This is a genomic window from Pedobacter steynii (genome assembly GCF_900103665.1).
Lineage (GTDB): Bacteria > Bacteroidota > Bacteroidia > Sphingobacteriales > Sphingobacteriaceae > Pedobacter > Pedobacter steynii.
The window spans coordinates 59,228-84,268 of record NZ_FNGY01000009.1; the positions used below are offsets into that span (position 1 = coordinate 59,228).

Annotated in this window: 23 protein-coding genes and 1 tRNA gene; 11 read left to right on the plus strand and 13 right to left on the minus strand. The window is 41.0% G+C overall.

Features of this window, described 5'->3' with window-relative positions; translation table 11 throughout:
* Position 1: 1 nt before the first annotated feature.
* Positions 2 to 1,729: a malate synthase A gene (aceB, locus tag BLQ87_RS23090; protein ID WP_074611297.1), complete on the minus strand. Its 1,728-nt coding sequence runs from the start codon at positions 1,727 to 1,729 to the stop codon at positions 2 to 4.
* 86 nt (positions 1,730 to 1,815) lie between these two features.
* Between aceB and BLQ87_RS23095 the strand changes: the two genes are divergently transcribed.
* Both BLQ87_RS23095 and BLQ87_RS23100 read left to right on the plus strand, forming a co-directional pair.
* On the plus strand, positions 1,816 to 3,294 hold the full coding sequence (locus BLQ87_RS23095; protein WP_074611298.1) for an XRE family transcriptional regulator: 1,479 nt from the start codon (positions 1,816 to 1,818) through the stop codon (positions 3,292 to 3,294).
* 6 nt (positions 3,295 to 3,300) lie between these two features.
* Positions 3,301 to 3,996, plus strand: a complete 696-nt coding sequence (locus BLQ87_RS23100) for a hypothetical protein (protein WP_074611299.1) — start codon at positions 3,301 to 3,303, stop codon at positions 3,994 to 3,996.
* On the opposite strand, the gene BLQ87_RS23105 is transcribed toward BLQ87_RS23100, so the two are convergent.
* The 6 genes from BLQ87_RS23105 to BLQ87_RS23130 form a co-directional block, all read right to left on the minus strand.
* Positions 3,971 to 4,468, minus strand: a complete 498-nt coding sequence (locus BLQ87_RS23105) for a DUF418 domain-containing protein (RefSeq protein ID WP_074611300.1) — start codon at positions 4,466 to 4,468, stop codon at positions 3,971 to 3,973. The genes BLQ87_RS23100 and BLQ87_RS23105 overlap by 26 nt on opposite strands.
* Positions 4,437 to 4,868, minus strand: coding sequence for a DUF418 domain-containing protein (locus tag BLQ87_RS23110; protein WP_074611301.1), 432 nt, complete (start codon positions 4,866 to 4,868; stop codon positions 4,437 to 4,439). The genes BLQ87_RS23105 and BLQ87_RS23110 overlap by 32 nt, the downstream gene beginning before the upstream one ends.
* Positions 4,869 to 4,926: 58 nt before the next feature.
* Complete coding sequence (locus BLQ87_RS23115) at positions 4,927 to 5,490, minus strand: Crp/Fnr family transcriptional regulator (RefSeq protein WP_074611302.1); 564 nt, start codon at positions 5,488 to 5,490, stop codon at positions 4,927 to 4,929.
* 101 nt (positions 5,491 to 5,591) lie between these two features.
* Positions 5,592 to 5,679: transfer RNA gene (locus BLQ87_RS23120), tRNA-Ser, on the minus strand.
* A gap of 47 nt (positions 5,680 to 5,726) precedes the next feature.
* Positions 5,727 to 7,157, minus strand: coding sequence for a pyruvate kinase (pyk, locus tag BLQ87_RS23125; protein WP_074611303.1), 1,431 nt, complete (start codon positions 7,155 to 7,157; stop codon positions 5,727 to 5,729).
* Between the two features lie 139 nt (positions 7,158 to 7,296).
* Positions 7,297 to 7,716, minus strand: a complete 420-nt coding sequence (locus BLQ87_RS23130; protein WP_074611304.1) for an IPExxxVDY family protein — start codon at positions 7,714 to 7,716, stop codon at positions 7,297 to 7,299.
* A gap of 158 nt (positions 7,717 to 7,874) precedes the next feature.
* Between BLQ87_RS23130 and BLQ87_RS23135 the strand changes: the two genes are divergently transcribed.
* The 3 genes from BLQ87_RS23135 (at position 7,875) to rnc (ending at position 10,183) form a co-directional block, all read left to right on the plus strand.
* Positions 7,875 to 8,111: an acyl carrier protein gene (locus BLQ87_RS23135; RefSeq protein ID WP_008241990.1), complete on the plus strand. Its 237-nt coding sequence runs from the start codon at positions 7,875 to 7,877 to the stop codon at positions 8,109 to 8,111.
* Positions 8,112 to 8,139: 28 nt separating this feature from the next.
* Complete coding sequence (gene fabF / locus BLQ87_RS23140) at positions 8,140 to 9,393, plus strand: beta-ketoacyl-ACP synthase II (RefSeq protein WP_074611305.1); 1,254 nt, start codon at positions 8,140 to 8,142, stop codon at positions 9,391 to 9,393.
* A 61-nt stretch (positions 9,394 to 9,454) separates the two neighbouring features.
* Entirely contained in the window at positions 9,455 to 10,183 is a 729-nt protein-coding gene (rnc, locus tag BLQ87_RS23145) for a ribonuclease III (protein ID WP_172664948.1), read from the plus strand.
* 5 nt (positions 10,184 to 10,188) lie between these two features.
* On the opposite strand, the gene BLQ87_RS23150 is transcribed toward rnc, so the two are convergent.
* The gene (locus BLQ87_RS23150; protein WP_074611306.1) at positions 10,189 to 10,902 is read right to left on the minus strand and encodes a hypothetical protein; all 714 of its coding nucleotides are present in this window, start codon (positions 10,900 to 10,902) and stop codon (positions 10,189 to 10,191) included.
* Positions 10,903 to 11,145: 243 nt separating this feature from the next.
* Here BLQ87_RS23150 and BLQ87_RS23155 point away from each other — a divergent pair, with 243 nt between their 5' ends.
* Genes BLQ87_RS23155 through nadD form a run of 3 tightly spaced genes read left to right on the plus strand, consistent with a single transcriptional unit; the run spans position 11,146 to position 13,162 of the window.
* The gene (locus tag BLQ87_RS23155; RefSeq protein ID WP_074611307.1) at positions 11,146 to 12,009 is read left to right on the plus strand and encodes a YicC/YloC family endoribonuclease; all 864 of its coding nucleotides are present in this window, start codon (positions 11,146 to 11,148) and stop codon (positions 12,007 to 12,009) included.
* 6 nt (positions 12,010 to 12,015) lie between these two features.
* Positions 12,016 to 12,588, plus strand: coding sequence for a guanylate kinase (gene gmk, locus BLQ87_RS23160; protein WP_074611308.1), 573 nt, complete (start codon positions 12,016 to 12,018; stop codon positions 12,586 to 12,588).
* Position 12,589: 1 nt separating this feature from the next.
* Complete coding sequence (gene nadD, locus BLQ87_RS23165) at positions 12,590 to 13,162, plus strand: nicotinate (nicotinamide) nucleotide adenylyltransferase (protein ID WP_074611309.1); 573 nt, start codon at positions 12,590 to 12,592, stop codon at positions 13,160 to 13,162.
* Here nadD and BLQ87_RS23170 read toward each other — a convergent pair.
* Entirely contained in the window at positions 13,159 to 13,872 is a 714-nt protein-coding gene (locus BLQ87_RS23170) for an SAM-dependent methyltransferase (protein ID WP_074611310.1), read from the minus strand. The two genes, nadD and BLQ87_RS23170, sit on opposite strands and share 4 nt — an antisense overlap.
* Positions 13,873 to 14,168: 296 nt before the next feature.
* On the opposite strand from BLQ87_RS23170, the gene BLQ87_RS23175 reads away from it, so the two are divergent.
* Together BLQ87_RS23175 and BLQ87_RS23180 are read left to right on the plus strand one after the other, a co-directional pair.
* Positions 14,169 to 15,608 (plus strand): DUF6600 domain-containing protein, encoded by a 1,440-nt coding sequence (locus BLQ87_RS23175; RefSeq protein WP_074611311.1) that lies wholly within the window; start codon positions 14,169 to 14,171, stop codon positions 15,606 to 15,608.
* A 116-nt stretch (positions 15,609 to 15,724) separates the two neighbouring features.
* Positions 15,725 to 17,305 carry a peptide chain release factor 3 gene (locus BLQ87_RS23180; protein ID WP_074611312.1) on the plus strand — a complete coding sequence of 527 codons (1,581 nt, stop codon included), beginning with the start codon at positions 15,725 to 15,727 and terminating at the stop codon, positions 17,303 to 17,305.
* Positions 17,306 to 17,359: 54 nt separating this feature from the next.
* On the opposite strand, the gene BLQ87_RS23185 is transcribed toward BLQ87_RS23180, so the two are convergent.
* Positions 17,360 to 18,613: a pyridoxal phosphate-dependent aminotransferase gene (locus tag BLQ87_RS23185; RefSeq protein ID WP_074611313.1), complete on the minus strand. Its 1,254-nt coding sequence runs from the start codon at positions 18,611 to 18,613 to the stop codon at positions 17,360 to 17,362.
* A gap of 26 nt (positions 18,614 to 18,639) precedes the next feature.
* Positions 18,640 to 19,971, minus strand: a complete 1,332-nt coding sequence (gene argH / locus BLQ87_RS23190) for an argininosuccinate lyase (RefSeq protein ID WP_074611314.1) — start codon at positions 19,969 to 19,971, stop codon at positions 18,640 to 18,642.
* Positions 19,972 to 20,154: 183 nt separating this feature from the next.
* Here argH and BLQ87_RS23195 point away from each other — a divergent pair, with 183 nt between their 5' ends.
* Positions 20,155 to 23,043, plus strand: a complete 2,889-nt coding sequence (locus tag BLQ87_RS23195) for a S9 family peptidase (protein ID WP_074611315.1) — start codon at positions 20,155 to 20,157, stop codon at positions 23,041 to 23,043.
* A 74-nt stretch (positions 23,044 to 23,117) separates the two neighbouring features.
* Here the strand turns inward: BLQ87_RS23195 and BLQ87_RS23200 are convergent, their stop codons facing one another.
* The gene (locus tag BLQ87_RS23200) at positions 23,118 to 24,185 is read right to left on the minus strand and encodes a M20 family metallo-hydrolase (RefSeq protein ID WP_074611316.1); all 1,068 of its coding nucleotides are present in this window, start codon (positions 24,183 to 24,185) and stop codon (positions 23,118 to 23,120) included.
* 7 nt (positions 24,186 to 24,192) lie between these two features.
* Positions 24,193 to 25,011, minus strand: coding sequence for a pyrroline-5-carboxylate reductase (proC, locus tag BLQ87_RS23205; RefSeq protein ID WP_074611317.1), 819 nt, complete (start codon positions 25,009 to 25,011; stop codon positions 24,193 to 24,195).
* Positions 25,012 to 25,041 lie beyond the last annotated feature (30 nt).

A 25,041-nucleotide genomic window follows, 5' to 3' on the forward strand; every position in this document is an offset into this window, starting at 1 on the left:
TTTATATGGTTATCGTTTTTTCATCAGTCACCAAAAGAGAAGCCATACTTTCCGGCTCCAGGGCTTCTTCACAGACTTTCTTCTCATCATTAGAAAGGATGAGTTCATAGCCTGGCAGGGTAAGAAAGTCAACCCATTTATTCTGAACAATCAATTTATTGAAAATACAGATCGCCTGAACGTATTGACCTTCCTGGTAAGCTTTGCTCCCTACCGTGCTCCTGATTTGTTCAATCTCATCATCTCGCATATCTTCATACAGACTATGGTTAATGATTCTGCCATCTTCTAAACTGGCTTTATTGTGTAACCATTGCCAAACCTGTGTGCGGCAAATCTCTGCTGTAGCAGCATCTTCCATCAGGTTATAAATGGCTGCAGCACCATTTCCACGAAGCCAGTTTTCGAGATACAAAATCCCTACATTGATGTTCTGTCTTAGTCCTTCTTCAGTGATTGTTCCCTCGGGTAATTGTAACAATTCATCCGCTGTACAAATAAAATCTTCCCGTTTTACATGTAGCTGATTTGGTGTTTGCATACCGGCATCAAATATTTCCTTAGCAATGGCAACCAATCCCGGATGTGCAACCCAGGTACCATCATGTCCATCGGTTACTTCGCGCAATTTGTCTGCTTTTACTTTTTCCATAGCAGCCTCATTAGCGGCCTCATTGTTTTTGATCGGTATTTGCGCCGCCATCCCGCCGATGGCATGTGCGCCCCGGTTATGACAGGTTTTTATTACCAGTTGGGTGTATGCCCGCATAAAAGGAACAGTCATATTTACCTGAGAACGGTCTGGAAAAACATATCCGGGAATATTTCTGAACTTTTTAATGAAGGAGAAAATATAGTCCCAGCGTCCACAATTCATACCAGCAGAATGGTCTTTCAATTCGAACAATATTTCATTCAGTTGAAATGGAGCAAGAATGGTCTCTACCAGTACTGTTGCCTTAATGCTTCCATAAGCCACGCCGCAATATTCCTGTGCGAAAACAAATACATCATTCCAAAGTCTGGCTTCTCTATGACTTTCTAATTTTGGCAAATAGAAGTATGGACCCGTTCCTTTTTGCAAGAGTGTTTTGGCATTATGAAAAAAGTAAAGTCCAAAATCAAGCAAGCTCCCACTGATGGGTTCTCCATTAATTTCAATATGTTTTTCCTCCAGGTGCCAGCCTCTGGGACGAACAAATAAAGTAGCTGTCTGCTCATTTAACTTATATTCCTTACCGTTATCCAGATTGATAAAACTAATAGAACGGTTAACGGCATCCCGCAGGTTAACCTGACCGCCAATGATATTCTCCCAGTTTGGGGAGTTGCTGTCTTCAAGATCCGCCATAAAAACATTAGCGCCAGAGTTCATCGCATTGATGATCATTTTCCGGTCAACGGGCCCGGTAATCTCCACCCGACGGTCCTGAATATCTTCGGGTACCGGGGCGATCTGCCATTCGCTGCTCCGGATCTCTGCCGTTTCCGGAAGAAAACGAGGTTTCCATCCGGCATCAATTTTTTGCTGCACTACTTCTCTCTCCTTTAGTAAGGCTTTGCGGTGCACATTAAAATGGAGGTGCAATGCCTTAATAAACTGCAGTGCATCATCCCCAAGTATTTCCTGGTAAGCTTCCTGGAACGGAGCTTTAATGGTCATGCCCTCCGGGGCAGGATTCCATTTGCTGGGGTGGTTCATAATTGATGTCATGGTTGTAAGTTTCATGCAAGATACGGATTATTCTCAATTAGCGAAATATTCGCTAATATTTTTTTTTTCGTTAAATAGGTTCTTTTTCCTATTTTAGCCATATGATAACCGATAATGATAGCGTACGCCTGATTTTAGGCCTGAAAGTAAAAGCTTTACGCCAGGAAAAAGGACTCTCTTACCAACAACTTGCAGAGAAAACAGGCATGTCTCTCTCCTATGTTCACGACATTGAGACTGGAAAAAAGTTCCCAAAGGCAGATAAAATACTCTCGCTGGCAAAAATCTTAGGCGTTGATTATGATTATCTCGTGTCGTTAAGGGCCAGCAAAAAACTCCAGCCGATTATCGACCTGATCAATTCTGACTTTATCAATGCAGTGCCCTGGGAGCATTTCGGACTAACCCCTGCTTCTCTTTTAGATCTTTTTTCCAATACGCCTGATAAAGTAACGGCTTTCATCAGCACCCTGCTTAAAATCTCCAGAAGCTATCAGCTATCAAAAGAAAACTTCTATAACGCCGCCCTTCGTTCCTACCAGGACCTTCATGACAATTATTTTGAAGATCTTGAAGATGCCGTAAGGAACTTCAGAGTCGAATATCAATGGGAAGAAGACCTCAAAATAGAAATCCCCCTACTGGAAGCCATTTTAAATAAAATGGACATCCAGGTAAACCGCAAGCGGATGAACACCATGGATGCTTTACAGGGATTGCGCTCATTTTACGCTAAAGCCAGCAAAACATTTTACATCAACAAAGGCATGAGCCCTGCTCAGGAGAAATTTCTACTGGCCCGGGAAATCGCATTTCAATACCTAAACATCACTGAGAGACCTTATGAAACCATTATTCAGCACAGCGATTCCTTTGACATGATGCTTAACAACTTCAAGGCTTCCTATTTTGGGGTAGCATTGCTGATGCAGGAAGAAAAATTCGTGGAGGATGTAAAACACATCATGATGCAAACAAAATGGGATGATAAAGCATGGATTAACCTATGGATACAATATGATGTCACCCCCGAAATGCTGGTACAGCGACTGACCAATATTTTGCCAAAACATTTCAGCATCGATCAGCTTTTCTTTTTGCGCATATCAGGCGAGATAAAAAAAGATGAATTTGAAATCACCAAAGAATTACACCTTTCTCAGCTACACAATCCTCATGCGAATGCCACTCATGAGCACTATTGTCGCCGATGGGTTTCTATCAATTCCCTGAAACATACAGCGAACCTGGTTGCAGCCAAAAAGTACAAACACCCCATTGTTGAAGCACAAATATCCCAATACTGGCAGACACATAACCGTTATCTATGTATTTCCATTTCAAAACCGACAGGAAAAGGGAATGAAATGATCAGTGTGACGCTCGGATTATTGATAGATCAGAAGCTCCTTCAGGCGATGTCATTTGTAAATGATGCCGCTATTCCCGTAAAGACAGTACACACCACCTGCGAACGCTGCGGAATTATGGATTGCCTGGAAAGAGCAGCCCCACCAACTGAAATCCTGAGAGAACAAAAACAGGAAAAGATCAATAATGCATTAAAACAACTTCAATAATAAAGAATGAACCTTTATAAAACCATCTTGTTCTTCTTTCTGACCCTCGCTATAACTCCAGTCGTAAATGCCCAAAACAAGGTAATATTTAAAGAAAATTTCAGAAAAAATGACCTCCGGAAAAATTGGCTGAGCTTAAATGGGGACTGGAATGTTAAAGATTCAGGCATCCAGGGAAACAAAGATGCAAACTGGGCTATCCTACTCTGCAACAAGCCTCTTTCTGAAAATTACATCCTTACGTTCTCTTCGTTGGCGGAACCAGGAACCTATTTATTTGAAGTCATGCTCAATCTGAATCAAAATAAATTCCTGGGCATTTTGCTAAATCAGTTTGAGAACAGGGTCTCCATTGAGGATCGTGGCCTATTTGCCAATCTAGATATGACAGGAAGTTTCATTCACAGTGTTGGCCATATTGGCACCATGCCTAAAGTAGAAAGACCTAAAGAACACACCTGGCAGGACTGGAAAATACAAAGAGCCGGAAATGAATTCTTTATATGGATCAACAACCAAGCAATTACTTCATTTAGAGATGCTACGGGCTTTGTGAAGCCAAAAGGGCAATTTGGTTTTGCGATAAACGGCAAGGCTTCTATTAGACACGTAAAACTGATAAAAACAAAAGGAGAAAGCTCAGTCCCTCCTAAAGATTTCAAAGGAAAACCACGGATCAAGCCCTTCTTTGTTTTTGAATAGCATTCATTTTTATCGGCATCTTTGTGCCATAAGTGAGGCTTCTCCATAACCATTCTATCGGTCCGTAAAGAAACCTGTTCATCCAAAAGTTACTAAAGAATACCTGAAAAACATACAACCCAATGGCCAAAAAGAAACCGGCAACGGGGCTGATTTTGCCATAGAGCCCCAATCCAAAGCTATAAAAAAGCAGGACACAAATCACAGATTGCAGGATGTAATTCGTAGCCGCCATGCGTCCTACTGCAGCAAATGGCGCTAGAATTCGCTGTCCTGATGCTTTTTGCAACAACAAAAGTACCGCACAAACATAAAAGATTCCCAGCGCTGAACCTCCGATATAACTGCCTAAAAATTGCATGATGTTATAGACTGCACTATCGTGTGGCATTCCAAGACAAACCAATCCTGCAAGCGCTACAGGTAAGCCAATAGTCAGACTAACTAAAAATATGGTCCTGATTTTCGCCAAATGCTCCGGAAGTTGATTGAAAATCTCCTGCTAGCCGGCATAAGTTCCAAATAAAAACATCGCCATACCAAATGAAATAACTATGAACAAGACCGATCAGTAGCAGGATGAGCAAACGCCTGATAAACAATCGAACCGGCCGTTGTTCTTTCTTTTCTGCGCGGGCGATAAAAATCATAAATCCTAGTCCGAACAGAAAGGAAAACATGGAAATAAATTTCCCTTCGCCTACAAAATTAATCAGCATGACCATCAGCTGATCGGTCCAGTCTGGCCAGGCATCCATCGGATCCGTATACAGTGCAGGAAAAGAAAATAGCCCCATATTCACTATTAAAATACCGAATAAGGCGATTCCGCGTATGATATCCAGTTCAGCAATTCTCTTTGTTATTTGCATGAACCAAATGTAAAAAGAGCCTGAAAGTGGCCAATTGACATTTGTCAAAAAAGTAAGATTAACCCCGAATACGGCTTAAAGTTTCCTTTGTGATGCCCAGATAAGAAGCAATATAACCCAACTGAACCCTCTGAATGATGTAAGGATATTTTTTAATCAGCAAGGCATAACGCTCCTTCGCATCATTAAACTGCAGGCTATACAACCTTTCTTCGAGCCAGATGGCATAGGCCTCAACACTTAGCAACCACATTTTTTCAACCTCCGGAAATTGCTGACGAAGCTGAAAAAGATCATTAAAGCTGATCAGCTCCATCACCGCATCTTCTAATATTTCAAAAGTTTCATAAGCAGGAACACCACGCGTTGCACTTTCCAGAGAAAAAACGGGATCTCCATCGAAGCAGAAAGAAGTGGTCACCTCTTTTCCGTCCCTGAGGTAATACCCCCTGGCAATGCCGCTGATCATGAAATAACAATAACGACAAGCCGTTCCGGGCTCTCTGAGGTGCTCCCCTTTTTTAAAAGCTTTCTTTCTTGCGAAGGCTGAATACGCTCTTCTCAGCGCTGAATTTTTTAAGGATTTTAGGAGTAAGTCCCTAATTTGTTCTTCCTGATCCATATTCAAAATAAGTGGATTGTGTGCCAATTTAAGAGATGAAAAACAAAAAAGGCTTTAAACATAATGTTTAAAGCCTTTTTGTCGCGTTTTGCTTAAATCTGCGGAGAGAGAGGGATTCGAACCCTCGATACCCTTTTGAGGTATACACACTTTCCAGGCGTGCTCCTTCAACCACTCGGACACCTCTCCTTTTTGCGGATTGCAAAAGTAGAAAAAAAATTGAATGCTACAGCATTTTAATCAATAACTGTAATTTTTAACATATTGGTCTTTCCTTTTCTTTCCATTGGAATGGCCGCCGTGTTGATAATTACATCACCTTTCTTGATCATTTTATGCTTTTTAAGCAGATTATTCACGTCCTGAATGGTTTCATCAGTACTTTCAAATTTATCGTAATAGAAGCCCTGAACACCCCATAGTAAACTCACTGTGTTTAACAGTGCAAGGTTACTGGTGAAAATATAAGTCAGCGCCTTAGGCCTGTGGCTGGAGATCTCAAAAGCAGTATAACCACTTAAAGTCATCGACACAATACCCACTGCATTCGTTTGTTTTGACAAGAAGCAGGCAGTATCACAAATCGCATCACTCAGGAAGCTCTCAGACTTAGGTTTAAGGAACTTTTCCGGGTGGAATGGATAATTGTTTACCTCGATGTTCTGGATGATTTTCTGCATCGTTTCTATCACAATCAGTGGGAATTCACCTACTGAAGTTTCACCACTTAGCATCACTGCATCTGCTCCGTCAAGCACTGAATTGGCCACGTCATTCACCTCAGCACGTGTTGGCCTAGGCGTAGTGATCATACTTTCCAGCATTTGGGTTGCAATAATTACCGGTTTAGAAGCCGCCCGACATTTCTGAACGATCATTTTTTGCAACAATGGAACTTCTTCCATCGGCATTTCAACTCCAAGGTCACCACGGGCAACCATAATTCCGTCTGATACCGCAATGATTTCATCAATATTAGCAATTGCCTCAGGTTTTTCGATTTTAGCGATTACACGGGCAGTTTTACCTCTTTGTCTGATGATATCTTTCAGTTCTACAATGTCTTCAGCGTTACGAACAAAAGAAAGTCCGATCCATTCTACATCGTTTTCAAGAACAAACTCTAAATTTTTACGGTCTTCAACAGTAAGTGAAGGGATGGAAACCTTAGTATTTGGAAGGTTTACCCCTTTTCTTGAAGTCAGAATACCACCATGAACAATCTCACAAACCACTTCGTCAACAAGGTTAGTTTCGATCACGCGCATCTGCAGTTTACCATCATCCAAAAGGATAATTTCGCCTGCTTTTACGTCCTTAGGAAAGGTGTCATAAGTGATGTAAATACGCTCTTCATTACCGATACATTCTTTGGTCGTGATGACCGTCCTATTTCCGTTAACTAAATGAATACCACCATCTTTCACCATTCCAATCCTAATCTTAGGACCTTGTAAATCAGCAAGAATACCTACGTTATAATTGTGTTTTTTATTAAGACTGCGGATGGTATCCAGGACCTCCTGGTGATCTGCCTGAGAACCGTGTGAAAAATTTAATCTGCACACGTCCAGTCCGGCGTTAAACATACTAAATAAAACTTCTGGTTTAGCTGAAGCAGGACCGAGCGTCGCTACGATTTTTGTTCTAGAATGAAATGGTTTCATTTTGGTTATTTAAAATTTATATGTACCAACAAAATGAAGGTTTTGATGTCAAAAACCAATGTTGGCCTGGTTATTAATATTTTTTTTCTGATGTTGTAAAATCAAATATAGTGTATTTAATACACCTTCAATATAAAATTTACATTACCAAATTCTCACGGGACCTCAATTTACGCGGATCTATCTGCGCAGCAACCTGAATATCAGCCAGTTTATTCAATCCTGCAAGAATAAAATTAAGGTCTTCTTTGTCAATATACTGATGAATAATCATAAAAAAATCGACCTTATTCATTTCAGGAATTAAAAATCCTTCGGCATTTCTGTTGTTGATGATATAATATTCAATTTCACCTTGTTCAACAAAAAAATAATACTTGGAAAAAGCCAGCGGGTTCTCATCAATATTGAAGTAAACCTCGTGATCATCAATCTTTTCGAAATCAAAATTCAAGCTGGTATTGACCTTGTGACAAAGCACATAATCCTTCAAAGAGGCCGTAATAGCGATTAAAACGAAGTCAAGATCTAAGGATAGTTTTAAATAAGTTTTGTTCAAAACACGCTTTTTTAGGGAAATACAAAATTATAAAACTAATTTTACATTGATGTTCAAAATAAAAACATTAAAATTGGAAGAGAAATAAAAACATTTGAAATGTGTAAATATTTATTTTTCTTTGCACTGAATTATTTAACCATTAAATTATAAACATTATGTCTGATATTGCTTCAAGAGTTAAGGCTATTATCGTTGAAAAATTAGGTGTGGATGAAAACGAAGTTACACCAGAGGCTTCTTTCACTAACGACTTGGGTGCGGATTCTTTAGATACAGTAGAACTTATTATGGAGTTCGAAAAAGAATTCAATGTAGCGATTCCTGATGATCAGGCTGAAACTATTGGTACTGTTGGTCAAGCAATTGCTTACTTAGAGAAAAACGTTAAGTAAAAATACGGTCTCCGTATAATCCGTATAAATGGAATTAAAAAGAGTAGTAGTTACAGGGTTGGGTGCGCTCACTCCAATTGGCAATACGATCCCGGAGTTCTGGGATGGTTTGCTGAATGGCGTGAGCGGCGCTGGCCCTATTACAGGTTTTGACACATCAAAGTTCAAGACGAAGTTTGCATGTGAGCTTAAAAACTTCAATCCTGAAGATTTTTTGGACAAAAAAGAAGCCCGCAAGTTAGATCCATTTGTTCAATACGCTTTAGTAGCAACAGATGAAGCTGTAAAGGATGGTAATTTTGATTTTTCTCAACTTGACACCAACCGTATAGGCGTTATCTGGGGTTCTGGTATTGGCGGTTTTAAAACATTTCAGGATGAAATGAAGAACTTCTTTTTAGGCGATGGTACTCCTCGTATAAATCCGTTCTTTATTCCTAAAGTAATCATTGACATCGTCCCTGGCCATATCTCCATAAAATATGGTTTACGTGGACCCAATTTCGCTACCGTTTCTGCTTGTGCTTCTTCCACCAATGCCATGATTGACGCTTACAACTATATTCGCTTGAATATGTGTGATGTCATCATTAGCGGAGGTTCTGAAGCCATCATCAACGAAGCGGGAATCGGAGGATTTAATGCCATGCATGCCCTTTCGACCAGAAATGATGATCCAAAAACTGCCTCCAGGCCGTTTGACAAAGACAGAGATGGATTTGTTGCCGGTGAGGGTGCAGGAACGATTATCCTGGAAGAACTGGAACATGCGAAAAAACGTGGTGCTAAGATTTATGCCGAGTTAGTAGGCGGCGGAATGAGTGCAGATGCCAACCATATTACCGCGCCCCATCCGCAAGGACTAGGTGCAAAAATGGTGATGACAAATGCCTTGAATGATGCAGGTTTAACTACCGGAGACATTGACTACATCAACGTCCACGGTACTTCTACCCCACTTGGAGACATCTCTGAGAGCAGGGCAATTGTCGATTTGTTCGGCGAAGATGCCTACAAATTAAACATCAGTTCGACAAAATCAATGACAGGCCATTTACTTGGTGCTGCAGGTGCTATTGAAGCGATTGCTGCAATTCTTGCCGTAAAAAACGACATAGTGCCACCAACAATAAATCACTTTACTGATGACCCTGAATTTGATCCTAAATTGAACTTCACGTTCAACAAGGCGCAAAAAAGAACCATTCGTGCTGCTCAAAGCAACACTTTTGGCTTCGGCGGTCATAATGCATCTGTGATATTCAAAAAGTACGAAGAATAAGAATTAGTTTCTGTATAAGGAGACTAATTTGGTTAGTCTCCTATAATTTTTGTAACAATTAATGCCATTATTCGACCTGTATAAGCTTTATTTTTCAACAGATAAGGTCTTTATAAAAAAGCTAAAAAACATTTTAGGCTTTGTTCCTGGAAATACTGTTTTATACAAAATGGCATTCAGGCACAGATCTGTGGCAAAAGTTCTGAAGAACGGAAGCAGAAGCAGCAATGAACGTCTTGAATTCCTCGGGGATGCCATTCTGGGCTCTGTAATTGCCGAATTATTGTTTAAGAGTTATCCCTATAAAGAAGAAGGTTTTCTAACGGAAATGCGTTCCAAAATTGTAAACAGGGTAAATTTAAACCAGCTGGCCCGAAAGATGGGCTTCGACCAGTTGATGGTTTTTGACCAGAAAGCGGTAAACATCCAAACCAAACATCATTCGATGCTTGGCGATGCGTTTGAAGCATTAATAGGGGCAGTATATCTGGACAAAGGGTATAATTTCACCAAAGATTTCCTCCTTAAAAGAATCATTAAGCCTTATATCGATATCCATACACTGGAACTTACTGAAACCAATTTCAAAAGTAAGCTGATCGAATGGTGTCAGCGCCAGGGGAAAGACATTTCCTTTGACATGGTGCAAAATAGTGAAGGCGAAAGCGCTAAGCTATTCACGATCAGTGCTGTTGTGGAAGGAGAAAGCTATGGATTAGGCCGCGATTACAATAAAAAGAACGCGGAGAAACTTGCAGCTGAAAAAGCCTGTGAAGCGTTGTCCATTTAAACTTCTTATTTTTTTCCCAACGTATCCGTGTATTTCTTATAGGAATCTTTAATGTATTTTATGGCGTCGTACTCCGCCCAATTTCTGGATTTTTCATAATCAGGCCGGTAATCCAACATAAACTTTTCGAGATCTTTACCTTTCAGGTCTACTGTATTCTGAATCAGATATTCATTAAAAAAGCCATCTACCTGCGATTGCTTGATCTCATTGTCATAGTATCGGCCAAACCTTCTTGCATTTCCAGGCGTACGACCAAATAACTCGTAAAAAGCCGTTAATGGCTGGAAGAAATAGGCCAGTACCGGAGGTTTTCCCTGATAAAAGGAACCGCTTCTTTTAAAATCTCTTTTGACATCATTCAGTTCCTGCTTTTTTGTTTGCCCCTTAATATTAACCTCTCTCAACGTCGTCCCCCTCGATAAATACACCGATACATCTGCCGTGGTGAAAACACCCACTTCTTCATCAGAAAACTCGCTTCTTACCACTAAAAGACTATCTCCTACGACTGCTCTGATCTGAAATAACCCCAAATCGCTGGTAGACACGGTAAATCCATTTCGCTTATTGGTGACCTGAGCAAACTGTATCCGGTTATTTGTTCCGCGTTCTTTTACAACCCCTCTAAGTAAAAACTCCTTTTGGGAGAAGGCAGCGGGCGTAAAAGAGAAGAAAAACACACCGAATGCCAATGTGATGAGATGATGAGGCTTCATTATATATAGATTTTTTGTAAACTTAACCAATGTTTCCCAATCAAATAAGTTAAAAAAAGTTAAAACGACCAGGGGAACTGTGTTTTTTACAACAAAGTAAAACTGAAAAAGTTACTCCTTTTTTCTAATTCCCGGCTAAATGTGGCATTAAAAAAACAAAGCCGGCCACGTTCTGTACATCATTAAGCAACATAGGTTTAATCATTTTAACAATAAATTATATCTTTGCACATGATAAAATCAATGACAGGCTTTGGTCTGGCCTCTACTGATCATGAAAACATCAAGTTTGCAGTAGAGATTAAGTCTTTAAACAGCAAGTTTTTAGAACTCAATCTAAAACTTCCAAGGGCTTTCTCCGAAAAGGAGCTGTTATTACGCAACGTATGCAGCAAAGAAATCGAACGCGGTAAAGTCAGCGTTTCTATAAATATTGACCGCGGTGAGGAAAACCTCAAAGGAGCAACCATCAATGCCGCCTTATTGAGTAAATACTATAAGCAACTTGAAGCGATTAATGTTGATTTAGGTGCCAACTCTACGAACCTTTTGCAAGCCGTATTAACTTTTCCTGAGGTTATCAGCTACCAGGAAGAAGAGATCAATGAAAATGATTGGGATATTTTATACAGCACTTTCAATAAAGCATTGGAAAACTTCAACCAGTTCAGACATACAGAAGGAAATGTTTTAAAAACAGATCTGGAACTGAGAATTAAAAACATACTTCAGTTTTTTGCTCAGATAGAAGTACTGGAGCCCCTGAGGATCCCTCAGATCAGGACAAGACTAAATCAGTTTCTGGAAGAAAATGTAGGGAAAATAAATGTAGATCAAAACCGACTAGAGCAGGAATTGATCTATTACATTGATAAATTAGACATTACCGAAGAAAAAACACGTCTGAAAAGTCATTGTGATTATTTCACAGAAACTTTAAAGAGCAAAGATGCCAACGGTAAAAAACTCGGTTTCATCTCTCAGGAGATTGGCAGAGAAATCAATACTATGGGTGCTAAAGCAAATGATGCACAGATACAACAATTGGTAGTAGGGATGAAAGAAGAGCTGGAAAAAATTAAGGAACAACTATTAAACGTTTTATAAGTACGCATGACACAAGGTAAACTCATTATATTTTCTGCCCCTTCAGGAGCAGGTAAAACCACCATCGTGAAACATCTGCTTAAGAAATTTCCGACATTAAGCTTCTCCATTTCAGCCACCACCCGTGAATCTAGAGGTGATGAAGAACATGAGAAAGACTATTATTTTATTTCAAAAGAAGACTTTCTTCACAAAGTAGCCCATCAGGAATTTGTGGAATTTGAAGAAGTATACAACGGCACCTTTTATGGAACCTTAAGGTCTGAGATTGAAAGGATCTGGAATACAGGCAAACATGTTATTTTTGATATTGATGTAGAAGGCGGTTTACGTCTGAAACGTAAATATGAAGACGATGCACTGGCTATATTCGTTCAGCCACCCTCTTTAGAGGTCCTGAAGGAACGTTTAACCGGAAGGGGAACTGACAGCAACGAAAAACTTCAGGAACGCTTTATAAAGGCAGAAAAAGAGTTAAACTATGCAGAGAAGTTTGACGTGATCCTTAAAAATTTCGAATTGGAAACTGCCTGCAAAGAAGCAGAACAACTGGTTGGAGATTTTATCAATAACAAGTAAAATGAAAACAGGGTTATTCTTTGGTTCGTTCAACCCCATCCATATCGGCCACCTGGTGATTGCCAACTATATGGCTGGCTTTACCGGGCTTAAAGAAGTATGGCTGGTGGTTTCACCGCATAACCCACTGAAGAATAAAAACGGACTGACCAATATGTACGACAGGTTGGAAATGGCAAAACTGGCCACAGAAACCTCCGATCATATCAAAGTAAGTGATATAGAATTTGGCCTGCCTCAGCCCTCTTATACCGTAGATACTTTAGCTTTTCTGCAGGAAAAGTACCCTGGAAAGGAATTTGTTCTGATCATGGGCGCCGACAACCTGTCTTCATTGAAAAAATGGAAGAATTATGAGATTCTGCTCAAAAACTACCAGATCTACGTTTACCCCAGGCCAGGTGTTGACCTGAGCGAATGGGAAAATCATCCGGCAATCACTATTACAGAAACACCACAAATGGACATTTCTTCCACCTTTATCCGCAAAGCGTTAAAGGAAGGAAGAAATGTTCAATATTTTGTGCCGGATAAAGTCCTGGCTTTTATGGACAATAAAAACATGTACCGCTAAGAAGGCCTGTAAAGCAGGAATATAGCTGGTTTTTTATGCAGGTCAATCCGCTCTTTTCTCCAAAGCGCTACAGATTGTGTCTTGATATATTCTTCTTCTGCGTTGATATTACAAGCCACACAAAGCATAGCTTGAGGAGAACAATTCTTTAATACGTCTTCCAGTAAATGATTGTTTCTGAAAGGTGTTTCTATAAATAACTGTGTTTGTTTTTTTGCCAAAGATTGTTGCTCCAGTTCTTTGATACGCTTTCCACGCTCCACCTTGTCGATAGGTAAATAACCATGGAAAGTAAAACTCTGCCCATTGAATCCTGACGCCATTAATGCCAGTAAAATCGAACTTGGTCCAACCAATGGAACCACTTTGATCCCTCTTCTATGTGCTTCTGCCACTATTTCCGCACCAGGATCTGCTACTCCCGGACATCCGGCTTCGCTCATTAATCCCACATCTTTACCCGCATTCAGCTCTTTAAAATACGGAGCCAATGAAGCATTACGCTGATGTTTACCATAATCATGGATCAGCAGTTCGCTCTGCGGCAACTTCAGCCCGGCTTCTTTCAAAAACTTTCTGGCTGTTTTTTCATTCTCAACGATATAGGTATCTATTGCATTGATGGTGTCGCCTAAAAAGGGTGTAAAAGATTTCTGAGCAGCATTTTCTGCCAGAGGAACGGGAATAAGGAATAAAGTGCCTTTTTGCATAAATTTTGTTTTGTTTACAAAAGAAGAAAATAATTTCCTGGAAAGAGCAACTCAACACATTTAATATTCCATCAGAACCAGAATAAAACACTTAAACCAAAAAGTTTTAAATTATTTTTTCGTAAATTACCTATTCGCCAACAGATTAAATATCGGCATATACCGCTCTTAAACCAATATAATTATGCAAGATCGCATAATCGTAATGTAATATTCCTAAAGCAGTTTAAACTTTTCTCATTCTTTGGAACTCAAATTGTTATATAAAAAGCGTTAGGTAAATTAAACACACACAAATGAAAAATTTAATCAAATTACCGGCAATTGTGCTGGGGCTCATGCTCCTGATGACCGGAACTGCGCAGCGCGTTATGGCACAAGACGACGACGTTTCGCTCCAATCTTTTTATGACGAGCTTTCCCCTTATGGCACCTGGATTCAGGATCCTCAATACGGATACGTATGGAGACCAGATGTAGAACAGGACGATTTCAGACCTTATTATAGCAACGGACGATGGGCAATGACAGAATACGGCAATACCTGGGTATCCAATTACGATTGGGGATGGGCTCCTTTCCACTATGGAAGATGGGTCTATAACCGCTACAGACAATGGATATGGATTCCTGATACCGTTTGGGGACCTGCATGGGTAAGCTGGAGAAGTGGTGGTGGCTATTATGGATGGGCGCCAATGGGACCAAGTATCAACATAAATATCAATTTCGGAATTCCGGACAACTGGTGGGTGTTTATTCCTCAACGTAATATCTATTATGATAGTTTCCCAAGGTATTATTCCCGTAGAAATGTGACCATTATTCACAATACAACGATCATCAATAATACCTACGAAAGAAACAGACGTACTTATTATACAGGACCAAGAGTTGACGATGTAAGACGTGCAACCAGAAGCGATGTTCAGATTTACAATGTAAACAGAACCAGCAGATCCGGTAGAACAGAGCTCAGAGGTAATGACCTGAACATTTATAATCCAAGAAGCTCCAGGGCCGACAGGGGAAGTGTACAGGGACCAAGAGATGCGGTTCGTGGTGACGCGAATCTGACCAGGCCCAACGGCTCTGTAGCAGTAGACCGTAGTTCAAGATCAGACCGTGGCACGACTACAGGAACAGGTAGAAATACCTTCGGAGATCGTGGTGAAAGACCAGACCGCGGAACAACCGATCGTAGAAATCCAGCGAATAACAACCGTGCGGAAAGGACAAATAACCGTTCTGAAGGGATAGTTAACCCATCAAGGGATAACAATCCGTCAAGAGAGAACAATACAGGAAACAGAACTGAAGGAAGGGCAAGCAGAGAAAACAACAGATTTGGAAATCCGGCCGACAGGAATACAGAGGTAATGCCGGTAAGACCTGACCGAAGCAGCTCCAGAGAAAGTCGCCAGGAAAGAACGCAACCAACACCTCAGGCACAGCCAAGTCCTCAACCGATGCCAGCGCAACCACAGCAAAGGCCTCAACGTGAAGAGAGAAGAGCAGAACCTCAGTATAGACAAGAGCGTCCTCAACCTCAGCCACAACCTCAAAGGATGGAAAGACAAGAGCGCTCACAGCCTCAGCCTCAGGCCCAGCCACAGAGAATGGAAAGGCAGGAACGACAGAGCGCACCTCCGGCCCGTTCTGAAGGCAGAGGTAGCGGAGAAAGCAGAGGCAACGGATCCGAAAACGGAAGATCTTCAAGAGCAGGAAGAGGTTAATTCCCAGCTCAGTTATAAAAAACCGGCCATCTGATGGCCGGTTTTTCTTTTTAGCCCTCTTTTATATATTATAATTATCTTTGCAGCCTCATCAAGCACAACAGGCTTAATTCTTTATGATTCACCCAGAAATAGAAAAACGAAAAACATTCGCTATTATCAGTCACCCCGATGCAGGTAAAACTACACTTACAGAAAAGTTTTTACTCTTTGGAGGAGCAATAAATACGGCCGGAGCGGTTAAACGTAACAAGGCCAGCCAAAGCAATACTTCCGATTTTATGGAAATTGAGAAGCAGCGTGGAATCTCCGTAGCTACTTCTGTAATGGGCTTTGAATACAACGGCAAACGCATCAACATATTGGATACTCCTGGCCACAAGGATTTTGCTGAAGATACCTACCGTACTTTATCTGCAGTAGACAGCGTAATTCTGGTGGTCGACTGTGTGAAGGGAGTCGAAGAGCAGACCGAAAAATTAATGGCAGTCTGCAGAATGCGAAATACCCCGGTAATTATCTTTATCAATAAGATGGACAGGGAAGGAAAAGATGCTTTTGACCTGCTTGACGAGATCGAAAGCAAACTGAGCATCAGCCTTTGTCCGCTTTCCTGGCCAATAGGCCAGGGACATACTTTTAAAGGAGTATACAGCATTTACAACAAACATCTCAACCTTTTTGAGGCCGATAAAACAAAAATCAGCGCCCCTGTAATTGAGGTCAGTGATCTGAATGACCCGAATCTGAGCAATTTCTTAAAGCCAAAAGAACTCGATGGACTAAAATCTGACCTGGAACTGGTAGACGGTGTATATGGACAGATTGATAAAAGCATGTATATCGAAGGATTACTTGCTCCTGTATTTTTTGGAAGTGCCATCAATAACTTCGGGATTAAAGAACTGTTAGATACCTTCGTCCAAATCGCACCAAGCCCAAAAAGCAGAGAAGCAGAACAGCGCGAAGTATTGGTAAATGAGAAGAATTTTACCGGATTTGTATTTAAAATCCATGCCAACTTAGATCCTAAACACCGCGACCGCATCGCCTTTTTGAGAATCTGCTCCGGTAAATTTGAGCGTAATAAATTCTATTTCCATACCCGTCAGAATAAAAAACTGAAATTCTCCAATCCAATGGATTTCATGGCCAACGAAAAAAGTATCGTTGAAGAAGCCTGGCCTGGAGATGTGGTCGGATTATATGATAGTGGAAACTTTAAAATCGGCGATACACTTACAGAAGGAGAACAGTTGCAATTTAAAGGCATTCCGAGCTTCTCTCCTGAAATATTTAAAGAAGTAGAGAACAGAGATCCACTTCGCACGAAACAGCTGGAAAAAGGCATACAACAGCTCACAGAAGAAGGTGTTGCTCAATTGTTCACGGCCCAACCAGGTAACCGTAAAATTATTGGTGCAGTAGGTGAACTTCAATTTGAAGTAATTGCATTCCGCCTGGAGCATGAATACGGTGCAAAAGCACATTTCCGTACCTTAAGCTATGGCAGGTCTAACTGGGTAACCTCAACAGATAAAAAGAAATTAGAAGAGTTCCTGAAACGAAAACAACAACATATTGGGGAAGATAAAGATGGTAATCCGGTGTTCCTTGCCGATAACGACTTCATGATCAATATGACCATGCGTGATTATCCGGACATTCAGTTCCACAAAACTTCTGAATTTAAATAAAAAAAGGCTGCCAGATGATTTTATCTGGCAGCCTTTTTCATTACCTAAGTTTCTTTATTTCAATTTGCTCAATGCTGCTTTTATTCTTGGAATCATTTTCTGAATATCGCTCAGAGAACATCCGCCAACCGATGCACGGAACCAGGCAACAGATTCGTCTGTTCCAAAAGCAGAGAATGGAACCAGGGCTGTTTGTGCTTCTTTAATCAAGTAAAAATTAACATCTGCACTGTTCTTCAACAAATCTCCCGAAGGCGTAGTCTTACCGATATAATCGATCTTAAGCGTCAGGTAAATCGCTCCCATAGGAACCACTGCGTCTACTGCAAAGCCTTCCGCTTTTAATGCCTGAAAACCATTGTACAGCGTATCCAAACTTTCCTGAACCTGCATTTTAAAGGCATTCAAAAACTGATCTACCAGTTCATTATTTCCAAAATATTTGGCGACAGCCACCTGTTCGGCTTTAGGTGCCCAGGCTCCGATATGTCCCAATAAAGATTTCATCTTACCTACAACCTTTTCAGGTCCGAATGCCCATCCTACACGTACTCCTGTAGCAGATAAACATTTAGAAATCCCATCAATATAGATCACATAATCTTTCAGTTCCGGACGTAAACTTACCGGGTTAATGTGCTCTTTTCCAAATGTCAGTAAAGAGTAGATCTGATCATACATGATGTATAATGGTTTCTCATCCACTCCCCTGCATTCATTCTCTTCGATCACCAAATCACAGATTTCTTCCAGTTGCTCCTGGCTGAACATTGTTCCTGTAGGGTTCAAAGGAGAACACAAGGCCAATAACGTTGCCCCTTTCAAATAAGGCTTTAGCTGTGCTCCCGTTGGCATAAAATTATTCTCCACAGTCGTTTCTACCGCAATTCCTTTAGCAGAAGAAAGGTGACAATAGTGGTTGTTATTCCATGATGGTGCAGGGTAGATCACCTTATCTCCGGGATCTACCAGGGCCAGATACGTTGCATAGATTAGCGGACGTGAACCACCAGCTACCAAAATATCCTGTGTGGTATAAGAAAGCGCGTATCTGCTTTTCAAAACTTCTACCACCGTCTCACGTAAAGCTAAAATACCGTCTGCAGGAGGGTAATTGGTATGGTTATGATGATAAGCATCAATAATTTCATCCCTCAATTCTGCCGGAATAGGAAAAATTGAAGGATCAAAATCACCGATGGTCAGATTGGCAATCTCTGCACCCTTTCGCTTCAGTTCATTTACTTCGTTTCCAATTTTAATGATTTCCGAGCCGATAAGCGTGTTTGCTAATACTGATACATTCATTTTTTTGATTTTTATTTATTAATGGATTAAGCCAGCAATTTTTCAATTGCATCGGTAGTTTTCTCAAATTTAAACTGCGAAAGAATTTCTTGCATCATCCCTTCAATCTCCGGATTACATAGATTTCCAATACTGCCCTCATGCGTATGATTCACCTTAGTTGAAGGAGAAAAAGTACCGTTCTCTATCGTTTCACCAACAATTTTATAGGCCTCTCTAAAAGGAATCCCCTTTAAAGCAAGCTCATTCACTACTTCAACGCTAAACAAGTAAGCATATTTCTTATCTGCAAGAATATCATCTTTGATCCTGATGTGCTGCAACATATAAGTTGTCATTTCCAGGCATTCATTCAACGATGTGATCGCAGGGAAAAGGTTTTCTTTCAGCAACTGCAAGTCACGATGATAGCCGGAAGGTAAGTTAGTGGTCATCATCGCAATTTCATTCGGCAAAGCCTGAATTTTGTTGCACCTGGAACGGATGAGTTCAAAAACATCAGGATTCTTTTTATGCGGCATGATGCTCGAGCCGGTTGTCAGTTCATCCGGAAAGCTGATAAATCCAAAGTTCTGATTGATAAACAGGCAAACATCCATCGCCATTTTGGCTAAAGAAGCAGCAACCGAAGACATCGCCTGTCCAAGGATACGCTCTGTTTTACCCCTGCCCATCTGTGCATAAACTACATTATAATTTAAGTTTTCAAAACCCAGTAATTGAGTAGTCATCGTTCTGTTTAAAGGGAAAGAAGAGCCATAGCCAGCTGCCGAACCCAAAGGATTCTTATTACAAATCTTATAGGCGGCGAGCATCAGTTCCATATCATCCACAAGGCTCTCTGCATAAGCACCGAACCACAGTCCAAAAGAAGAAGGCATCGCAATCTGAAGGTGCGTATACCCCGGAAGTAATTTATCTTTATGTGTATTGCTCAGCTCGATCAGTTGTGTAAAAAGAGCCGTTGTATTTCCAACCATTTCTTCAATGCAACTTCTGAAATAAAGTTTCAGATCTACCAGAACCTGGTCATTACGGGAGCGTCCGCTATGGATTTTTTTACCGGCATCACCAATGCGCTGTGTCAATAACCATTCTACCTGTGAGTGTACGTCTTCTACCGTATCCTCAATAGTAAATTTTCCGGCTTCAATATCCGCATAAATATTTTTGAGTTCTTTTTGAATCGAAACCAGTTCTTCAGCGGTTAACAATCCAATACTTTCCAGCATTTCTACATGGGCTAAAGAGCCTAAAACATCAAAAGCTGCCATTTGCAAATCCAGCTCCCTGTCTTTGCCTACGGTAAAAGTTTCTATATCTTTATTTACGTCTACGTTTTTTTGCCAAATCTTCATTTATCAATCTATTGTTTAGGCCCTTTAAGGGTTAGAGGTATTTTGCAAAAATACAATAATTACGATAGAATGAAGGATAAACCAGCAAGAGCTTAAACGCAATTATGTTGCATAATATTCTTGTTATATTCAAAATATATTCAACTAAATCAATATTTTAGCAAAAAATCCACAAACTTATATATGAATAGCATCAGATATTCGCTCTTGCTCTTGCTTTTACCGCTTGTAGTAAGCGTTCATGCCCAGCAAAAACCAGCATTGAGCTGGAACGATGTTTCCAAATGGAACTTCATCAGAGGCAACACCTATGCCCTCTCGCCCAACGGGCAATGGCTGTCCTGGGCAAAAGGTCCTACCGAAGGTGATCTTCAAACGGTGATCCGCAAAGTCTCCGACACCACAAACTTTAGTTATCCAATCGGAGCAAACCCAAGTACAGTCGTCTATGCTAAAGATTCTAAATATCTGGCATTTAAAGTCTCGGCTAAAGAATCGGAAGTAAAAGCGGCAAAAAAAACCATGAAACCACTCTATGATCAATTGGTGCTGCTCTCTTTACCCGGAAATCAGAAAGTCACTTTTGAAAAAGTAAAAACATTCAGTTTCTCCGGCGAATCCTCAGAATGGCTGGCGATACAGTTTACGGCTTCGGAAAGTACCTCTAAAGACAAAGATGCGGCAAAAGGAACCGATCTTTTGTTATACCAGTTGAGCACTAAAAAAAGCTATAACCTGGGAAATGTAGCAGAATATGCCTTCAATAAGGCAGGAAACATTCTTGCATATACCATCGATGCAAACGGACAGAATGGGAACGGAATTTTTATCAGAGATATGAAAACCGGCCTGATTACCTCCCTTGAAAACGACAAAGCGAATTATAAAAGCATCAACTGGAATGAAAACGGAGACGCTTTTGCCTTGCTAAAATCCAATAAAAACGAGCAGTATAAAGAAGATGTCTTTACCGTAATCGGGATCAATAAGATTGCCGGAGAACAAAGCAATAAAGTTTCCTACACTGGTATTGGCCTGAAAAATTTCCCGAAAAACATGGGAATCAGTGGAAACGGAACCCCTTACTGGTCTGAAGACCAGAGTAGCCTGTTCTTTGGAATCAATATCCAGGAAAAGAAAGCCGACAGCACCTCAAAAGACAAAGGAAAACCTCAGGTAAAAACGGATAGCCTCGCAAAAGGAAAACCAGAAGGAAAACAAAAAGCGAAAGCAGACGCAAAACCTGCAGCTAAAGCCGATATAGAAAAACCGGATATGATCATCTGGAACTGGCAGGACAAACGCCTTCAATCTGCACAGCAAACTCAGGAAATGAGAGACAAAAACTATACTTTCCTAAGTTCTTATCGCATCGCAGATCAAAAATTCAGTCAGCTGGCCGACAGCAATTTAAAAAATGTCGTTGTCGCCCCACAAAATCTATATGCCATTGGTTACGACAATTCCAGCTATGAATTGATGGGTAACCTTGACGGGCAGAACTATACTGACATTTACCTGATCAACTTAAAAACAGGAACGAAGAAACGTATTTTCGAGAAATTTTACACCACAGGAAGAGGCTCACTCAGCTTTGCTCCAAACGGCAAATGGGCAAGTTTCAACAAAGATGGTGCATTTTATAGCATCAACCTGGAAACCTTACAACAATACAACCTGACAGAAAAAATTAAGGCTTCTTTTGTAGATGAGCAAGACGACCATAATACCATCAAGCCATCCACACCAAATTTTGGCTGGTCATCAGACTCTAAATACGCCCTCATTAAAGACAATTATGACCTTTGGCGCATCAGCGCAGACGGTAAAAATGTAACCGCCCTTTCCGACAATTGGAAAAGCAAAAAACAAGAGGTACAGTCAAAATTCTCCATTTACCCTAAGGATAAAGGAACAGATCTGAGCAAAGATCAATATTTCACCATCTTTAATTCCGGCACTAAAAAAGCAGGAATTGCGGTGTTGGAGGCAGGAAAAACAAGTATCAGGCCTTTATTTATGGACGACAATGCATATGGCGCCTTCCAGAAAGCAAGTGACGGTAATGTGTTCATTTATGCCAAACAGAACAATGAAAAATCACCGGAAATTTATGCCAGCACAACGACAAACCTGGCCAACCCTAAACAAATCACTAAAAACACCCCTGATCAGGAAAAATATGCCTGGTCTACAGGTGTAAAGCTGATCAACTATGTCAGCGCAAACGGAGATTCCCTTCAGGCAGCGTTATACCTTCCTGCAAATTATCAGGAAGGAAAAAGCTATCCTACGATCACCTATATCTATGAACGCCTGACCGATGAGCTGAATTTCTATTCCATGCCTGGGTTCCCTGGCGGAGGATTTAACAAATCTGTCTACACCAGCAATGGTTATGCGGTATTGATGCCTGATATTAAATACAAGCTGAATGATCCTGGAATGTCTGCTGTAGCCTGCGTTGTTCCTGCAGTAAAAGCAGCCATTGCGACAGGAATCGTAGACGAAAAACGTGTGGCCATTCACGGGCACTCCTGGGGAGGATATCAAACCTCTTTCCTGATCACGCAAACCAATATTTTTAAAGCCGCGGCAGCAGGTGCACCATTGACCAATATGATCAGTATGTACAGCCTGATCTACTGGAACAGCGGAGGCACCAATCAGGCCATCTTTGAATCCAGCCAGGGTAGGTTAACACCTGGTTACTGGGATAACTGGGACGCCTTTGCCCGTAACTCACCTGTCTACCATATCAAAAAAGTACAGACACCATTGTTGCTATTACACAATGATAAAGACGGTGCAGTGGATTATACACAGGGTATTGAATACTACAACGGCCTGAGAAGACTGAATAAACCAGTCGTAATGATCACTTACCGTGGAGAAAACCACGGGATTGCCAAATTACCCAACCGTAAGGACTATGCGGTCCGGATGATGGAATATTTCGATTACATGCTAAAAGATAAGCCCGCACCGGAATGGTGGTCAAAAGGAGTTAACCGTTTAGATATGGAAAAACACCTGGAAGCAAGAGCCTTTGAAAAAGCAGAAGAACAATAAAAAAAGCGGCTGATCCTAAATGCAATGCCCCCAAAAAGTTAGACACTTTCTGGGGGCATTTTTAGATTAAGATCTTATTTTCCGTTAATTACAGGCTTTAACATTTCGATATAGAGTTGAATTCCTTCTTCGATTTCATTTACAAAAACATATTCATCTGCCATATGAGATCGTGCAGAATCTCCAGGGCCTACTTTTAAAGATGGAATACTCAATAAAGCCTGATCTGAAGTCGTAGGAGAACCATAAGTAGTCCTGCCTAAAGCAATTCCTGACTGTACCAGCGCATGTGCTTTATCAATAGAAGAAGGCTTCAAACGGACAGAACGTGGCGTTACTTCGCAATCTACATTGGTCCGGATAATCTTTAAAACTTCCTCATTGGTATACGCGTCCGTTACCCGAACATCTACCGTAAAATTACAAGTGGCCGGAACTACATTATGCTGGGAACCCGCATTGATAATCGTCACCGACATTTTCAAAGGACCAAACATTTCCGAAACCTTAGAAAAACGATAATTGCGGAACCATTCTATATCTTTCAGCGCCTTATAAATCGCATTGTCCCCTTCTTCGCGTGCTGCATGACCTGCTTTTCCGGTAGAAACACAGTCTAAAACCAATAAACCGCGCTCTGCGATGGCCAGGTTCATTAAAGTTGGCTCTCCAACAATCGCAAATTCCAGTTCACCAAGATCAGGAAGCACACATTCCAGGCCGTTATTCCCAGAGATTTCCTCTTCTGCCGTAGTAGCCAGACAAATGTTATAACTTAATCCTTCCTGCTCATAGAAGTAAAGAAAGGTCGCTATAAGCGAAACGAGACATCCTCCCGCATCATTACTCCCCAATCCATACAATTTACCATCTTCAATAGTTGGCGCGTAAGGATCACGTGTATAGCCCGAATTTGGCTTTACCGTATCGTGATGCGAATTTAAAAGCATTGTTGGTTTTTTCGGATCAAAATGCGCGTTGTAAGCCCAGATGTTGTTGAGCTTACGATGGGTCTTTATATTACGTTGCTGCAAAAACTGTTCAATCACATCAGCGGTTTTGTCCTCTTCTTTACTAAAGGAAGAGATGCTAATCAGTTGTTTCAACAGTTCCAAACTATCTTTTTGCAGTTGTTCTATCATAATTTTTTTATTCTTTGGTATATAAAGCACCGGCTTTTGTTGCCGATAGCTTGATGCCTTTGATGAGGGAGGAACTGAATCCATTATGCTCCATCTCATTTAATCCGGCAATGGTACAGCCTTTCGGCGAAGTTACTTTATCTATTTCCTGTTCCGGATGGGATTGCATCTGCAACAACAGATCCGCGGCCCCTTTGGCGGTCTGAACGGCCATTTTTAAGGCTTCATCTGCATGAAAACCAATCTCTACCCCACCTTGTGAAGCCGCCCTGATGGCGCGTAAGAAAAAGGCAATTCCACAGGCACATAAAGCCGTTGCTGAAGTCATCAGGTCTTCGTTGATCTTCACTACTGATCCTACAGTTTCAAACATTCTCGTCACCTCTTCCATATATTCAGAAGAAGCATTATCTGTGGCAATACAGGTCATAGACTGGCCAATAGCTATCGCCGTATTGGGCATCGCCCTGATCACCTGTGCCTCTGCTCCCAGTTTATTTCTGATGTCTGCACAGCTGACACCGGAAGCAACAGAAATGAAAAGATGTTTGTTGAGGTCTACAACCGGACGAATCTGATCCAGCAACTGATTCAGCTGCTGTGGCAATACGGCAAGAACAACGATATCTGCAGCGGCAACAACCGCAGCATTATCATGACTCACACCAAAGCCTTGTTCAGCAAAGGGGCTCAAATTGGCAATATTTCTTCTGGTCAGACTAATCTGTCCGGGCAAAGCATAATTCGCTTTAACTAATCCCTTGGCTAAAGAAATGCCAATATTTCCGCTTCCTAAAATGGCGATGTTGCCTTTAAACTGTTTCATCTTCTATATGGTTTGGTTGTGATTGATCGG